The following is a 14,668-nucleotide window of genomic DNA, read 5'->3' as shown; positions in this document are numbered from 1 at the left end:
AATAAGGGCCCAATAGGGCCCAATAATAGGACAAGCTATGAGCGAATTTAAGCAAATATTAACCCTAGATAAAGCAACACAGCAGGCATTGCTTGCTGATGCAAATGGCATGCTGGCACAGAAAAGTGTTGAAGATCGTGTTGCTTGGGCGCTTGAGAATCTGCCTGACACCCATATGCTGTCGTCAAGTTTTGGTATTCAAGCGGCAGTGATGCTGCACCTCGTATCACAGCAAAAAAACGATATTCCTGTGGTCTTAACTGACACCGGTTACCTCTTCCCAGAAACCTATCAGTTTGTGGATGAATTGACTGAAAGGCTGAAGTTAAACCTTAAAGTTTATCGCAGTAACTATAGCCCAGCTTGGCAAGAAGCTAAATTCGGCAAACTGTGGGAGCAAGGTGAAGAAGGCATCAAACAGTACAATACCTTGAATAAGGTTGAGCCAATGACGCGTGCACTACAAGAGTTGCAAGTCGGTACTTGGTTTAGTGGTTTGCGTCGTCAGCAGTCTTCGTCACGCTCTGATAAACAGATCTTAGAAATTAGCCGAGGTAGTGTAAAAGTTTACCCTATTATTGACTGGCACAACCGAGATGTTTATCAGTACTTAACTAAGCATGACTTGCCGTATCATCCGCTATGGGAGCAAGGATATGTGTCTATGGGTGATGTGCATACGACACGTAAATTAGAACCTGGTATGACAGAGGAAGAAACGCGATTCTTTGGTCTGAACCGTGAATGTGGACTACACATTGATGGGGATGGTATCTAAGCGATTTGATGAGCCGCAGCATAGTCTGCGGCTTTTTTATTTTCTTTTAAAATAACACCGTCCTCTCAGTCATTTCGATCCCCTTTTCTATTGATAATTTTTTGCCCAATTGTCAAACTGTGCGCAATACCAAGCTATACTTTACAAGTGTGGCCTCAAGTCAAAAAGGAGTGCCGAAATGAAATACGCAAGTTACTTGTTTATTATGATGATGTTGGTGGGATTGGCGTCATTATTTATAATTAAACGCCCCGATGGCAAACCTTACCTCAGTGTTGATATGATTTTTGGTAAGGCGCAGCAAGAAGCCAATGCTCTGCTAGATAAGTCAAAACGTGAACTTAACGACGCGGTTAACAGTGCGAAAGGGATGATGGATGGTGAAGCGCCGAGCGCGTCACAAGCGACCATTTATAAATGGCAAGATGCCAAAGGAAACTGGCATTATTCAGATAGACCAAATACGCGTGTAAATAGCCAAGTGCATAACTTGGATCCGACGAAAATAACCATTATGGCAGCAGAGAACACAGATATTCTGAATGAAAAAACACAGAAAACAGACGGCCTAGAGGGTAAAAGTGGGATTAACAGTATGAGCCCCAATGAGGTGAAAAAGCTGGTGCAAGATGCGCAAAACGTACAAAAGCTTATGGATCAGCGGGCTAAGCAGCTTGATGATACATAAAACTGAAATCACGAGATAAAGGCGACATCATGTCGCCTTTTTTATTCAGCATCTAACTGGGCTTGTACAGACTGAGCAATAGAAAGGCTTGCAGTCAATCCTGGTGATTCAATCCCGTATAAGTTAATAAGGCCTGTAATACCATGTCTGCTTTGGTTTTCAATGATAAAATCTTGTGCGCTCGTGGTTTGCAATTTAGGTCTTATTCCTGCGTAATCAATTTGCAATTTACTTTTTTCAACCTGAGGCCAGTAGCGTTGTATGGCTTGATAAAACTTGTCTAAAGCGCTGCTATCTGTTGCGTAATCAATGGTGTCGATAAACTGAGTATCTGGTCCAAAGCGCAATTGGCCAGCAAGATCAATGGTGGCGTGTATACCGAGTCCATGCTGCTCTGGTACAGGATAAATCAGGTGCTTAAATGGATGTGCCCCTTGGTAGCTAAAATATTGTCCGCGACAATAATGAATGGGCGGTATCTTTGCACTGTTTAGCCCTTCAATTTTTGCCGCATTGTGCTGTGCAAATAAGCCGCCTGCGTTTATCAAGTGGGTGCAGCTGAGCGTGAAGGTTTGTCCCTCACAATTGAGTGTTACCAAAAACCCCTGTTGCACGGGTGTTGCGCTGATAAATTGTGTATTTGCGACAAAATGTCCTTGGTTTTGCTCTAGTTGACCAATCAAAGAGAGCATCAACTGATGACTGTCGATAATGCCGGTCGAGGGTGAAAAGAGTCCCTCTTTGGCTGTTATCTGCGGCGCTTTTTGCTGCAGCTCTGCTTGGCTTAGCCAGTATAGGTCGTCTACACCATTTAGCTCGGCTTGCAATATGAGCTTTTCCAGTGTCTGTATTTCAGCATCGTTTTGTGCTGTGATGACCTTACCGAGCATTTTGACCGGCACGCCATAGTCTTTACAGTGCTGATAAAGTAGCGCTTTACCTGCGACACAATGGCGCGCTTTTGCACTATCGGTGGGGTAATAAATACCTGCGTGGATAACTTCACTGTTGCGACTGCTGGTGTGCTCTCCAAAATGCTTGCCTTGCTCAACCACGAAGACTTCTCGATGCTGGCTAAGCTTGGCTGCAACGGATAGACCGACGACACCGGCACCAATGATCAATGTATCAATGTGGTCCATGATGTTTAGATACTTCGCTGCTTATCTGGGCGCTCAATTACCGCTGCAGTCATACGTGACACACAGCATAACTCGCCTTTGGCATTGGTGATTTTCACTTCCCATACCGAGGTGCGTTTACCCAAATGTAGTGGCTTTGCTGTGGCGCGCAATGTACCGTTTCGAGAGGCTTTTAAATGATTGGCATTGATCTCTTGGCCGACACAGTAAAAGCGCTCAAAATCAACGACAAAGTTTGCCGCATAGCTGGCAACAGTTTCCGCTAAAGCAACATTGGCACCGCCATGCACCATGCCAATTGGGTTGTGGTGATGGACGGTTGCAGGCATGGTGGCCACTAAATAGTCATCGCCAATTTCATCGATTTCGATGCCAAGGGTGGCCATTAATGAGCCTTTACCGTGTAAGCCTTTATCAAGGGACTGGCAAAGTTCCTTGGTAATGGGTTTAAACCAAATGCTCATTGATTGAGAACTCCTTGTTATCCAAACGAAATAGGTTTGCGGCCTGTTTTACTGTCGACCTGCCCCTGTTTTTTACGCTTTTTATTACCGCTTTTGCTTTTATTCGCTGTGCTTTTTGTGGCGGCTTTAGGCGCTTTTGGTGGTGCAATAGGCTCTGGAGGACGCGGATTGGGGATTGCATCTTCGGAGAGCGTCAGCATGAAGACCTCACCATCAAAGTGCAGTGTGTCACCTGAGTAAATTTTTCTGCGCTTTTGCGTGCATAATTCATTATTCACAGCAATGTAGCCGAGGGTGATCAGCTGCTTGGCTTGTCCGCCAGTTTCTGCGAAATCGAGCACTTTTAGTAAATTACACAGCTCGATGGGTTCTTCTTCAAGTTCAATTTCAACGTATTCTTGATTCATATCACAACTCATAATGCGACTTTGCGACAGTATACCGCGCAGTTAAGATGAATGACGAAACTTTTTCGTTATTGTGGTGGTCTTTAATGTAAATGCAGCATTTGGTGTGTATTTTGCTTGCAGCTTTGATTGATTCCATTTTGACAACACAGGGAGATCAACTATGGGTATACGCTCTACGTTAAAAAAAGAGCTAATGAACTTAGATGCACTGGGTTTAATGACCGCAGACGATGTACGTGCTTACCTCAATGTTCACCTCAAAATTGCGCGCGACAAACTGTCGCTGATCTCACGCTTCAACACCCATCACAGCCAAGTTCAAGCTGGATTGCCGAGCACTGAAAAGGCATTGAAATTTGAACGACATAGACTATTTAAAGATGTACTTTACCCGAAAGCTGCGGTGCAAAAGTGGCTCGCACAGGCAAACTAATCATACTTAAAATTATCTTAAGCAGTGCACTAAATTAGGTCAATAGGTGCACTGACTTATATCGATTTTTACGTTATATCTGCGCTACAGTGTTGGTATCTTGTCAGCTTTTTGGGTGTACTCTAAGCTCAAATTGATATTTTGCAGCGCTGGTTTAAAAGGCAGCTGATAGCCTTCAATGGTGACGACGGGAAACTCGTTAAGCAGCTGCGCATACATCTTTTGTGTTTTTGGTTGTAACATAAAGTCAATGAACGCGAGGGCATTTTCTTTGTTTGGTGCGTGTTTTGCGATGGCTGCGGTGGTGGTTGACACGGGGGTTTGCCCATTTGCCATTTGCAAAAAGTGCATTGCAAGTTGCGAGGCAAGCTTCACTTCTTGCTTATTATTCGACTGTTTCATCATATGCCAGTAGTAGTGATTTGCTAGCGCATATTGGCATTGTCCTTTAGCAAGTCCACGTAATTGATCTCTGTCGCCCCCTGAAGGGCGCTTTGCAAGTAGCTGATTGGCGTTGTTTATCCATTGGGTATCTTGGGCGTGATTACCTGATAGCAAACTGGCAAATAACGTTTTGTTGTAGCTATGTCCCCAGTCTCTGACACAAAACTTTCCCTGCATGTGTGGTTCACTAAATTGCGAAAAGTACGTCGGAATAAATACCGTAGCATTGTCGTTTTTTCGCGTAAACAACGCGCGGGTGCGCATGGATAGGCTCACCCAGTGCTGATTTGGATCTTTGAAGACATCTGGCAACTGTGACCAGCCTTTGAGCTCAGTCATCGGCTGTAATAATGCACGATGCGCACTGAGTTGCACCAAATCAGAGCTGAGGATCACATCTGCACGAGATTGTATACCATCAGATTTGAGTCGTGAGAGTAAAAAGTGAGATTTGCCATTGACGAGATTCACTTTGACACCGCTGTGTTGCTCGAAAGCTTGTAGCATGGGTTTGATAAGTTCGTATTTGCGAAATGAATAGACATTAAGTTCGTCATCTTTGGCTAAAACTTGGGTACTTAGTAGCAAAAAAGGGTAAAAACAACAAAGTTTACTTTTAATCATCGCAAATAAGAATTATTATCAAGTGGTGCAATGGTACAGTGTTATGAGCGGATGTCTAGAGTAAAAAAGTGGGAAAAATTCTTTCAATCACCAATTCAGTTTGGTGGTTGGATTTACAGCATATATTTATTTTTGATCTGCTATATGGCCGTGGTTTTTCACGATCATTACACGCAACGTAGCCACCATCAGCTCGAACAGCAAGTGGCGCAATATCATTCTAGAATGAGTGAGCAACTGCAGCGATTTGCCCACTTGCTGTATTCGATAGAAGCTTACCTAAGGGCAACGCCGGAGATCACGCCGGAGCAGTTTTATCATTTAGCACAATCGCAATTGGCAGGTTTAGAGCTTGAACTCAGTTTGGAATCCTATGCCATCATAGAGCGGGAGCAAGTTGCCCAGCTGGAGCGCCAATATCGAGATATGGGCTTTTTCGATTTTACTGTGCACTTACCGCATACTTTAAGCACTCGTTATTTAACCATGGTTAAAACGGCGCCAGTGTCTGAATTTGGTCATCTTCTGGGTAGTGCTGTGTCGATATCGGGTACGTTATCTGAGCGCTTAAAAAACAGTGAACTACAAGCAGTAAATTGGCCGATGTCTGATCGTTGGAGCGTGGTTATCGAACAATTTCAAAGTGCCAGTGTTACCAAGGCATTAGGCATAGGCTTTGAGTTGCAACACTTATTAGAAGGCTTATTCAGCCCAGTTTATCAAGATAATGGCCATCAAGTGAGGGTGCTCTCTGGTGAGCAACTGCTGTTTACATCGGATTGGCAAAGCTTGCATCATTTATCCAATAAACAACCTGGCATCATTGAAAGAATGGACTTTTTTGGCAATCAGATTGAAATCCATCTCTATACGCAAGAGCAGCTTAAGCCGTCCTTTCTGAATAATTTTACGTTGATCATTGCCATGGTCGTATTGATTGCGGCTGCGCTAGGGTTAATGGTACTGCTGCAAGTACGTTATTTGTCTCGGCAACATCAAACCGTCAATATGCTGGTTGAGGAGCGCACGGCAAGTCTGGCACAAGCGAATCATCAGCTCAAACACGCATCTGATAAACGATTATCTGCATTGCAGCAACAGATTGTTGCAGAGCGCAAGTATAAGAGTTTATTTGTAAATAGCAGCGAAGGCCTATTTGTCTTGGACAAGCATGGTGTTTTGGTGGATGCCAATCCCGCGTTTAGAGCGTTATTGATAGGTGAGCAACACACCTTAAAAAGTATTCATCTGAGTGATTTAATGCTCGATAATGACTTTGCTGCGAAGTGGCGCACCATGGTATCTAGGTTTGAACAACATGAGGAGCTAGAATGGCTTGCGGGGTCAAATCATGCGAATGGTGTATGGTTGCGCCAAACCGGTTCGTGGATCTGCCACAGCCACGATACGATTTATGAGGGCCGTGTAACAGACATTACGCAAATTAAACTGTTCAATGAGCAGCTCCAATATAAAGCCCAGCACGATAGCTTGACTGACTTGCTCAATCGACAGACTTTTTTGCAACTGGTTGAGTCTTATCGAGCGCGCAGTGCGGGGCAGTTTATTTTACTCTATATCGATCTTGATCGGTTTAAATTGATAAATGACACCCTAGGTCACCTTGCTGGCGATAAACTGCTGGTTGAATTCGCTATGAGAATGCGGGAGCTTGTTGGCAGTTATGCTGACATTGCGCGATTAGGCGGTGATGAATTTGCTATATTGCTAGACAATCAAGCTCTGAAGGTGCCACTAGAGCTTATGTTAGAGGATATCCTCGCGGCAATCAGAGAGCCATTTGAGTATCAGGGAAGTAAACACTCAGTGAGTGGCAGTGTGGGAGTGAGGCGTTTTACAGCACCATGCCATAACTATGAAGCAGAAAAGCTGCTTCATGATGCAGATGTGGCAATGTATGAAGCGAAAAAGCGTGGCAAAAATGATTTTCATATTTTTACTTCGGCCATTGCCGATGAAGCATCTCGACGGCTATTGATTGAGCGTGAGTTACAAACATTGAATATGGACACGGAGCTGTCACTGCGGTTTCAACCTATTTATTGTCAATTGGGGAAATCTATTATTGGATTCGAAGCATTGCTGCGTTGGCAGAGCCCTAAGTTAGGTGTCGTGAGTCCAGCCGAGTTTATCCCCATTGCAGAAGAGTGCGCACAAATCGTGAAGCTTGGGCACTGGGTTTTTTCACGTGCCATGCAATGTGTGAAACGTTTTCCCAATCGACGTATATTTATGAGTGTCAACGTATCGCCTTTACAGTTGCAGCATAAAGGATTTATGAGTTGGCTATTGAGTCAATTTGAGCATAATGAGTTGGACCCGACACAGTTTAAAATTGAGCTGACAGAATCCGCCATGATGGCACAAGAGAATAGCCTAGTTGCGCCACTGCAAAAGTTACATGACATGGGTTTTGGCATTTATATTGATGACTTTGGTACAGGTTATAGCAGTTTGTCTCGTTTAAATGTTTTACCTGTAGATGGTTTGAAAATTGACCGAGCGTTTATCAATGGGATTGAAAAAGTAGGCAATCCCCGCCAATTGATAGAGGCAATTTGTGCCATTGCGAATAGCTTTAATTTGACTGTGACAGCAGAAGGCATTGAGCAACCAGCGCAGTTAACGGTATTATCATCTCTTTACTGCCAACAAATGCAGGGTTACTTAATGAGCAAACCTTTATTGGAAGAAGAAGCTTTGCATTTGCTATCTCAGGATCAAGGCAGAAAAATCACAGAATTTGCCAGCTAGCGGGTTGACCTTAACCATGCTTTAGGTTTTATCTTGCAACGCCGTAAATAAAACTTATGTAAGCAAGCAGATGAGTAGGAGGTGCTATGACATCGTCGCAATTGGACCTGTATTTAGCCAAATTAGGATTGCACTACCCTTCAGAGGGTAATTTAGCGTTTGTTGAGCAGTTAATAAAAGCCCACATCGCGCGATTTAGTTTCAGTAGTATCAACGCGATGCAAGATAAATGCTTGAGCTTAGAGCCCGATGTGGTGTTTACACGGGTCATTGAAAATGAGCAAGGTGGTTACTGTTTCGAGCACAATAAAATTGTGATGCTTGCGTTACAGTATTTAGGTTTTGATGTGTCTCCTTTGCTTGGCAGAGTATTGCTTAACGGTAAATGGGACAACCCACGTACACATCGAGTCACACTGCTTAAATACCATCACACTGAATACTTAATTGATGTGGGTTTTGGTAGCAAAACGCCACGTACGTTAATACCCATTGATCACAGCGTCGACGTATATGATGAAGCTAATGGTTACTATGTTGAACGTAGTGCACGGCGTGCTGTACTCACGTTAACATCACCTAAGCAGGTACCATTATATGACGTTGAATTTGCAGAGACGTTTGAAAGTGATTGTGACGTTGCACATTTTCATTGTCATCAACACCCCGATTCTTTGTTCGTCAATCATTTAGTCTTATCACGAATGGCACAAAAAGAGCGCCATACATTAAATAACTTGTTATATGTGTATCGCAACGAGGAAACCGCAGAGACCAGAGAAGTGCTGATCAAGGATGCTGTTCAATTGAGGGCGATTATCGAAGAGATCTTTTTATTGAATATACCTGAGCCTGAAGTCAACTGGGTGTATGAAAAGGCGGCTTTAAAGATGTCAGAAGAGCACTAAGCAGGCGCGCAGTGCTCATCAGATCTTAGTTTTTGTTCATTTGCTCGATAAAGGCGGTGGAGTCCGCAATTGAGCGATTCATATCTGTGATTAAGCCCTGAATATCACGTTTTAAATTGGTAAATTCACCTCTGATGGCAGCAATGGCTTGTGCATTGAGGTTGTGTTTTAGATATAAAACATTGTCTTTCATAGAGTCGAGTACAGGTTGCATTTTTGACTCACTCTTACGCATGGAGCGCAGTAGCTTGTCATATTGCTTTTGAGTTTGTCGCAGTTTTTGCTCGCTGCTGCGTTTTAACTTTGGGTTGCTAAACTGTTCAAGCTCTTCTTGCCATTCTTCGAATAAGGCGTCGGCAACCGACTCTACTTTATCAATATTGTCAGTGACAGATTGCGCTGCTTTTTGGCTTGCTTCAAAGTCACTATTTAGCTGCTCGTAGACACTTTGTAACTCTCCACCATCAAAATCAATGAGAACGGATAAGCGTTCAAGCGCATTTTGAAACTCTTGTTGAGAGGTTTGCTGAGATTGTTGAGTATCTTCGACGCGATCGACAAGAATATCACGTTTATGTACACCCACCTGCTCCCACGCAGAATAATAGGCATTTTGCGCACTTTTACAGCCACTAAGGACAGCGCAAGCGGCAATCAAAATATAAATTTTTAGGTATTTTAGAGGCATACTTTATCCTTTTACTTAATAGGGCTACTTTAAATTATGAAGTGGATTGGTAAGATGTGCAAAGCAATCATCAATGTATAAACAATTATGAAACAACATTGGCCTCAAATAAAAGCGCAAGCACGCGCAGTAATAGATGCTCAGCCGAGTTGGTGGCGGCGTTTTTTCCAGCGCTGCAAAGAAGATCAGCTCACCATAAATGCCGGGTATTTGGCGTACGTCACCTTGCTTTCATTGGTGCCGCTCATTGCTGTGGGGGTTGCGATTTTCACCGCATTTCCTGGTTTTGAGAATACCCGTTTGGCGATAGAAAACTTTATATTCACCAACTTTGTTCCCACCTCTACCGATACGATAAAGGCCCATATTAGCGCATTTGCTGGTAATGCAAACCAAATGACGGCTGTGGGTATCAGCTTTCTAGCTGCGGTGGCATTACTGCTTATTCGTAATGTAGATAGTGCACTCAATCGCATTTGGCGCGTTGAAAGTAAGCGTCCTTTGATGATTTCATTTGCGATTTATTGGATGGTACTGACATTGGGGCCTGTGTTATTGGGCGCCAGTATCGGGGTTACGTCGTATATCGTGTCTCTGGTGTCATTTGCTGATCAAGGGATCCCTGGATTCAGCGGTTTACTCCTAAAGTTGCTGCCGTATGTAATTTCAATGGCGGGCTTCATTATGCTCTATACTTTAGTACCAAATACACGTGTGTCGTTTAAAGCCGCGATACCGGGCGCATTATTTGCTGCCTTTTTATTTGAGCTGACGAAAAGAGGGTTTGCAATGTATATCAGCCACTTTCCGTCCTATGAGGTCATATATGGTGCGCTGGCGACTATTCCTATTTTATTTGTTTGGGTGTATTTATCATGGATGGTGGTGTTATTAGGCGCTGAGTTTACCGCTTGTTTAGCCGAGCATCATGAACAGGAGAGCGACACACCTCAATTATGAGGTAAATCCATGACCTTACTGTATCAGCCAACGGAACCGCTGCGCAGTTTTCATCTACCACTTTCTCACGGCCACCAAATGCACGTGGAGGAATACGGTAACGCTGCGGGTATTCCGCTGTTGGTATTGCACGGCGGTCCCGGATCGGGGCTGCAAAAGGCAGCGCAGAGCTATTTTAACCCAAAGCGTTACCGTATCATTTTATATAGTCAAAGAGGGTGCGGAAACTCTTCCCCGCAATCACTTGAGCACAACCACACCGCATTACTCGTCGATGATGTGGTGACGTTATTAGATTATCTGGATATTCCTCGTTGTGTTTTAGCTGGGGGATCTTGGGGTGCGACATTGGCATTATGGTTTGCGATGCAACATGCTCATCGCGTATCCGGGGTGATCACTTGGGCGAGTTTTTTCGCGACGTCGTCCGATTTGGCTTGGTTATATGGTGATAAAGGTGCGGGGGCACAGTTTTATCCCGAGCGTTTTACTCAATTTTCACAGGGGCTCGACTCATATCAGCAGGTATTAGCCCATTATCAGCAGCAACTATTTAGTGACAATGAGCTATCACAGCATAAAGCTGCACAGCTTTGGCATGATTGGGATATGCAGTTGAGCGTTGAAACTCAGATGCAGCGCTATCAACTTCCCTCGCCTGTACATATTGTTGCGCAAGCCAGATTAATGGTGCATTACATGTCTAATCAATGTTTTTTAGAGGATGAAGCGCTGTTTAAGCATGCCCACACCTTAAAATCTTTGCCTATCTGGATGATCCACAGCCGTCACGATTTAGTCTGCCGTTTTGCCATGGCGCAAAAATTTGCCGCAGTATTAAATGCTCGGCTACTAATTTTAGAAGGCGTTGGGCACTGCACGTCAAATCAAGTATATTCGGAGGCTATTCGCCGTGCGGCAGATTTACTGCTGTGCAAAATAGATAAAAACAGAGGTTAACGTGCAAGGATTAATTCAAAGGGTCAAGTTTGCAAAAGTCGAAGTGACTGGAGAAGTTGTGGGTGAAATTCAGCAGGGTATCTTACTTTTGCTCGGTGTCGAAAAAGTGGATGATGAGCAAAGTGCAGATAAATTACTGCATAAAGTCAGTAACTATCGAATTTTCACCGATGATGCAGGCAAAATGAACCTCAGCCTCAAAGACATTGGTGGTGAGCTGCTTGTGGTCTCGCAATTTACGTTGGCGGCGGACACAAAAAAAGGCATGCGACCAAGTTTTTCTTCTGCGGGCTCGCCAGAACAAGCAAAACGACTGTATGAATACTTTGTTGAGCAGGCAAAAGGGCTTGGCATTTCAGTGGCAACAGGCCAGTTTGCTGCGGATATGCAGGTGAGTTTGTGTAACGATGGGCCGGTGACATTTAATTTGTCGGTCTAGCGTTCAACCACAATAATGTGGTTAGCATACCCCGGTACTTGGTGGATATGGGGCTTTTTTCCGAAGTTGATAATAAGCAGATGCTCTAGTTGCTTGAGTTGCGACTCGTGCTCGGCAATAAAGTTGATAAATAATACGCCCTGTTCTGCTAATGTATTGCGTAACAGGGTGTAAAACTTGTGCTGGTATAAAAAGCGTGGCGCATCCAATTCGCTGAATAAATCTAAGATAATCCAATTAAATGGGTGATTGTGGTCTACTTCTAATACTTTGTAGGCGTCATTGCAATTGACTTCACTGATATGGTCTCCGCCAAAGTACCGTTTATAGCAATGTATGATGTCTGGGTTGTTTTCCACGGAAATAACTTGGCAATTTTCATGCACACTGTGTAAATAGTCGCGAATGGCACCTGCACCCAGTCCTAGTTCGAGTACGCGGTGAGGTTTAGGGTATTTTTGCCACAAGGCATCCAACACTTGCAAATGAGGGAAAAGCAAGTGCTCCGGGTGATTCAGTTCAACGATTGACTGTAACGTATTGTTTATTAATAGCCAACGAAGCGTTTTTTCTTGTCTAACTTGTATGCTCGTTTTCCCGTGCTTATGCCAATATAACAAGTGGCCTAGCTCATGGCTTTGGGCTACAAAATCGTTGCTGACGGTTCCTGATTCAGTCAAAAAATCTTGCATAGTTCCATCAGCATAGACAAGGATTGCGGTAATTCCACTGTGTTTAGATGATTTTACACATTTAGTCGGTGATTTTACGTTGAGCATTTCCTGTTCAGAGTTTTTCTTGTAAGGTAGAACACAAAAATGGCACGCACTTGGGTGTGCATAGAAAGGAGTAATTATGTTTCCAGTCATTTCGCCACAAAGTAGCCAAGATTGGCAAGACTACTATCAATTGCGTTGGCAGGTTCTCAGAGCACCATGGGATCAACCAAGAGGCTCAGAGCAAGACGATTTAGAGCAAGATGCTGAGCACAGGTACATCAAAAACAATGAAGGCGAAGTGCTGGCAGTTGCGCGTTTACACTTTAATAATCACCTTCAAGCACAAGTGCGTTACATGGCGGTGGGCGAAGGGCACCGTGGTCAACACCTGGGTAGCCGATTGCTACATGAGCTGGAAAAGATTGCTTGGACGCAAGATGCGCAGGAGCTGGTGTTGTTTGCCAGAGAGCGCGCTTTGGCATTTTATGAGCGTCATGGTTATAAAGTGGTTGAAAAAGCACACCTTGCTTATGGTGATGTACAGCACTGGAAAATGGTCAAGCAAAAGCCATCAGAGCCAGGTTGGTTCAGACACCCAGATTGGACGCAAGTGTTACAAGATACGTGGCGTGAGTCTATTCCTATTAGTGATGCCATGGGGATAAAAGTTGAAAGTTACACCGATTGGCAGTTCTCGACAAAAGCGGACTTGAAAGCCAACTTGAATTTGCATAATTCTATGTTTGCAGGTTCGGTCTACAGTATGGCGACCCTGACAGGGTGGGGCGCAACATATTTGGCATTAAAAGAGCTTAATCTTGAAGGCGATATCGTCCTTGCGGATGCTGAAATTAAATACCTAAAGCCGCTCACGACAGCGCCAGGTGCGACGGTGACCTTGTCTGAGTGCAGCGGTGAATTGACAACGCTTGAGACCGAAGGAAAAGCTAAGTACACGGTACCAGTGAATGTGTACGATGGTGATGTGTTAGTCGCAAAGTTTTGTGGCGTCTTCTTTGTGAAGCGTTAGGAAAAATGTATCCGGTCAAGTGAGTCTTGACCGGATTGCTAAAGCTTTAAAGCAAGTCAGTAATGGCGATACCGAGGCCTAACCTTTGGATGTGGGCGTTGTAATCGATGAGACTTTCTCCATACCCATTGAAGTATTGCGCATAGCCACGTACGCGGCCTGTAATGGGAAAGGACCAATCTAGCTGTACAGCACCTCTATTATCACCGCCAGCATTGTTGCGCAGCATCATGCCGATTTCATGGTCATTGTCAAAGCGGTAGGCTCCGCTAAGTTCAAAGTAACCCATATATTTGTGGATATCGGGGTTGTCATCACCTTTGGCTAAATTATCTTCAGGTTTTTCATCTTCCGGCAGTCGATACCATGGCTTGAAGCTAAATACAAACCCATCATATTCCCAAATGAAATTGGCATAGATGCGGTTCCAAGAACGCGAATTTGGTTGGCTTCTACCATTTGACTGGTGTGAAATACCCAACACAATGGCCATTTCATCGCCCCATAAGACATTTTCGTCATCTAGAAAATTGACCCAAAATATTTCGGGCTCATAATTAGTTTCTCTAAAAGGAGACGAAATATCTTTGTTATACACCTGCCAATACGACTGCAGTGTGACGCCCATATAAATGGCCTGATCTTGATCTTTAAAGTTGTGATAAATCGGTAACTTCAATGAAATTTGGTATTTTGCTTCTACATTATCCAGCGGCTCGCCTTCTTTATTGGCTTTGTCAGCAAAGCCATCAAATGGGCGGTTATTGGGATTTTTGATGTATGATACCGGCAGAATATAATTTCTATGGTGTGGGGTCAGCACATTACGGTTTTTTTCTGTGACTCGCTCTCTGGCCATACGCTTGTCGAGTTGGCTCAGTGCACTTACTTGCTGCTCACAATACGCGCGTACCTCTTTAATTGTACGGGTATCATCTCCAGAAATAGTCTGATTTAAAATACATTGATTGAGGGCAGCGACCTCATCTTCTGAGGTACTTGCAGCATGCGCGCTTTGGGCACAAAGAGCCAAAAGCAGGGTCGCAGAGCGCTTAGTAAAGTCCATATTTAATTCCAACAAGAAAGAGAGTTTCCAAACAAAAAGATATTAGCTACTTTAAGAGTTAAGCCAAGTTCAATGGACGCTATAGTATAAGTAAGTAGTGCAAAAGCCCAGCATAACCCTTTGAAAAGGAGAAAAGGGAG

At 43.9% G+C, this 14,668-nt stretch carries 16 protein-coding genes; 9 read left to right on the top strand and 7 right to left on the bottom strand.

All coding sequences use genetic code 11. The features are described from left to right. The first annotated feature begins 37 nt into the window (after positions 1-37). Together N473_RS25065 and N473_RS25060 are read left to right on the top strand one after the other, a co-directional pair. Complete coding sequence (locus N473_RS25065) at positions 38-778, top strand: phosphoadenylyl-sulfate reductase (RefSeq protein WP_063370318.1); 741 nt, start codon at positions 38-40, stop codon at positions 776-778. A 178-nt stretch (positions 779-956) separates the two neighbouring features. Continuing rightward, positions 957-1,466 carry a DUF4124 domain-containing protein gene (locus N473_RS25060; RefSeq protein ID WP_063370317.1) on the top strand — a complete coding sequence of 170 codons (510 nt, stop codon included), beginning with the start codon at positions 957-959 and terminating at the stop codon, positions 1,464-1,466. Positions 1,467-1,507: 41 nt separating this feature from the next. On the opposite strand, the gene N473_RS25055 is transcribed toward N473_RS25060, so the two are convergent. The 3 genes from N473_RS25055 to N473_RS25045 are packed head-to-tail and all read right to left on the bottom strand — an operon-like array spanning position 1,508 to position 3,479. Beyond that, positions 1,508-2,608, bottom strand: a complete 1,101-nt coding sequence (locus tag N473_RS25055; protein WP_063370316.1) for an NAD(P)/FAD-dependent oxidoreductase — start codon at positions 2,606-2,608, stop codon at positions 1,508-1,510. Positions 2,609-2,613: 5 nt separating this feature from the next. Continuing rightward, positions 2,614-3,072, bottom strand: a complete 459-nt coding sequence (locus N473_RS25050) for a PaaI family thioesterase (protein ID WP_063361570.1) — start codon at positions 3,070-3,072, stop codon at positions 2,614-2,616. Between the two features lie 17 nt (positions 3,073-3,089). Then, complete coding sequence (locus N473_RS25045; protein ID WP_063370315.1) at positions 3,090-3,479, bottom strand: RNA-binding S4 domain-containing protein; 390 nt, start codon at positions 3,477-3,479, stop codon at positions 3,090-3,092. Between the two features lie 163 nt (positions 3,480-3,642). Between N473_RS25045 and N473_RS25040 the strand changes: the two genes are divergently transcribed. Then, the gene (locus N473_RS25040; RefSeq protein ID WP_039611477.1) at positions 3,643-3,915 is read left to right on the top strand and encodes a hypothetical protein; all 273 of its coding nucleotides are present in this window, start codon (positions 3,643-3,645) and stop codon (positions 3,913-3,915) included. Between the two features lie 84 nt (positions 3,916-3,999). On the opposite strand, the gene N473_RS25035 is transcribed toward N473_RS25040, so the two are convergent. After that, positions 4,000-4,866: an extracellular solute-binding protein gene (locus N473_RS25035; protein WP_231099631.1), complete on the bottom strand. Its 867-nt coding sequence runs from the start codon at positions 4,864-4,866 to the stop codon at positions 4,000-4,002. Positions 4,867-5,034: 168 nt separating this feature from the next. Here N473_RS25035 and N473_RS25030 point away from each other — a divergent pair, with 168 nt between their 5' ends. Then, positions 5,035-7,758, top strand: coding sequence for a putative bifunctional diguanylate cyclase/phosphodiesterase (locus N473_RS25030; protein ID WP_081221433.1), 2,724 nt, complete (start codon positions 5,035-5,037; stop codon positions 7,756-7,758). An 86-nt stretch (positions 7,759-7,844) separates the two neighbouring features. Continuing rightward, the gene (locus tag N473_RS25025) at positions 7,845-8,666 is read left to right on the top strand and encodes an arylamine N-acetyltransferase family protein (protein ID WP_063370313.1); all 822 of its coding nucleotides are present in this window, start codon (positions 7,845-7,847) and stop codon (positions 8,664-8,666) included. 25 nt (positions 8,667-8,691) lie between these two features. Here the strand turns inward: N473_RS25025 and N473_RS25020 are convergent, their stop codons facing one another. After that, positions 8,692-9,354: a DUF2959 domain-containing protein gene (locus tag N473_RS25020; protein ID WP_063370312.1), complete on the bottom strand. Its 663-nt coding sequence runs from the start codon at positions 9,352-9,354 to the stop codon at positions 8,692-8,694. 87 nt (positions 9,355-9,441) lie between these two features. Here N473_RS25020 and N473_RS25015 point away from each other — a divergent pair, with 87 nt between their 5' ends. From N473_RS25015 to dtd, 3 genes are read left to right on the top strand one after another with little or no spacing between them, the layout of a single operon-like run. Then, entirely contained in the window at positions 9,442-10,314 is an 873-nt protein-coding gene (locus N473_RS25015) for a virulence factor BrkB family protein (protein WP_063370311.1), read from the top strand. Between the two features lie 9 nt (positions 10,315-10,323). Next, on the top strand, positions 10,324-11,274 hold the full coding sequence (locus tag N473_RS25010) for an alpha/beta fold hydrolase (RefSeq protein WP_063370310.1): 951 nt from the start codon (positions 10,324-10,326) through the stop codon (positions 11,272-11,274). Between the two features lies 1 nt (position 11,275). Further along, complete coding sequence (dtd, locus tag N473_RS25005) at positions 11,276-11,713, top strand: D-aminoacyl-tRNA deacylase (RefSeq protein ID WP_063370309.1); 438 nt, start codon at positions 11,276-11,278, stop codon at positions 11,711-11,713. On the opposite strand, the gene N473_RS25000 is transcribed toward dtd, so the two are convergent. Continuing rightward, complete coding sequence (locus tag N473_RS25000; RefSeq protein WP_231099630.1) at positions 11,710-12,582, bottom strand: spermidine synthase; 873 nt, start codon at positions 12,580-12,582, stop codon at positions 11,710-11,712. The two genes, dtd and N473_RS25000, sit on opposite strands and share 4 nt — an antisense overlap. On the opposite strand from N473_RS25000, the gene N473_RS24995 reads away from it, so the two are divergent. Next, positions 12,569-13,462, top strand: coding sequence for a bifunctional GNAT family N-acetyltransferase/hotdog fold thioesterase (locus tag N473_RS24995; RefSeq protein WP_063370307.1), 894 nt, complete (start codon positions 12,569-12,571; stop codon positions 13,460-13,462). The two genes, N473_RS25000 and N473_RS24995, sit on opposite strands and share 14 nt — an antisense overlap. Positions 13,463-13,508: 46 nt before the next feature. Here the strand turns inward: N473_RS24995 and N473_RS24990 are convergent, their stop codons facing one another. Next, a complete protein-coding gene (locus N473_RS24990; RefSeq protein WP_063370306.1) occupies positions 13,509-14,528 on the bottom strand; it encodes a phospholipase A in 1,020 nt (339 codons plus the stop codon). Positions 14,529-14,668 lie beyond the last annotated feature (140 nt).

This window comes from Pseudoalteromonas luteoviolacea CPMOR-1 (genome assembly GCF_001625685.1).
GTDB classification, from domain to species: domain Bacteria; phylum Pseudomonadota; class Gammaproteobacteria; order Enterobacterales; family Alteromonadaceae; genus Pseudoalteromonas; species Pseudoalteromonas luteoviolacea_K.
Note: the sequence above shows the minus strand (reverse complement) of the source record. Positions and strands in the feature narration are given on the sequence as shown.

Excerpts from the sequence above, each read along its gene's own strand:
- N473_RS25065 (WP_063370318.1), top strand. The coding sequence starts at position 38 with ATGAGCGAATTTAAGCAAATATTAACCCTAGATAAAGCAACACAGCAG.
- N473_RS25060 (WP_063370317.1), top strand. The coding sequence starts at position 957 with ATGAAATACGCAAGTTACTTGTTTATTATGATGATGTTGGTGGGATTG.
- N473_RS25055 (WP_063370316.1), bottom strand. The coding sequence starts at position 2,608 with ATGGACCACATTGATACATTGATCATTGGTGCCGGTGTCGTCGGTCTA.
- N473_RS25050 (WP_063361570.1), bottom strand. The coding sequence starts at position 3,072 with ATGAGCATTTGGTTTAAACCCATTACCAAGGAACTTTGCCAGTCCCTT.
- N473_RS25045 (WP_063370315.1), bottom strand. The coding sequence starts at position 3,479 with ATGAATCAAGAATACGTTGAAATTGAACTTGAAGAAGAACCCATCGAG.
- N473_RS25040 (WP_039611477.1), top strand. The coding sequence starts at position 3,643 with ATGGGTATACGCTCTACGTTAAAAAAAGAGCTAATGAACTTAGATGCA.
- N473_RS25035 (WP_231099631.1), bottom strand. The coding sequence starts at position 4,866 with ATGCTACAAGCTTTCGAGCAACACAGCGGTGTCAAAGTGAATCTCGTC.
- N473_RS25030 (WP_081221433.1), top strand. The coding sequence starts at position 5,035 with ATGTCTAGAGTAAAAAAGTGGGAAAAATTCTTTCAATCACCAATTCAG.
- N473_RS25025 (WP_063370313.1), top strand. The coding sequence starts at position 7,845 with ATGACATCGTCGCAATTGGACCTGTATTTAGCCAAATTAGGATTGCAC.
- N473_RS25020 (WP_063370312.1), bottom strand. The coding sequence starts at position 9,354 with ATGCCTCTAAAATACCTAAAAATTTATATTTTGATTGCCGCTTGCGCT.
- N473_RS25015 (WP_063370311.1), top strand. The coding sequence starts at position 9,442 with ATGAAACAACATTGGCCTCAAATAAAAGCGCAAGCACGCGCAGTAATA.
- N473_RS25010 (WP_063370310.1), top strand. The coding sequence starts at position 10,324 with ATGACCTTACTGTATCAGCCAACGGAACCGCTGCGCAGTTTTCATCTA.
- N473_RS24995 (WP_063370307.1), top strand. The coding sequence starts at position 12,569 with ATGTTTCCAGTCATTTCGCCACAAAGTAGCCAAGATTGGCAAGACTAC.
- N473_RS25000 (WP_231099630.1), bottom strand. The coding sequence starts at position 12,582 with ATGACTGGAAACATAATTACTCCTTTCTATGCACACCCAAGTGCGTGC.
- N473_RS24990 (WP_063370306.1), bottom strand. The coding sequence starts at position 14,528 with ATGGACTTTACTAAGCGCTCTGCGACCCTGCTTTTGGCTCTTTGTGCC.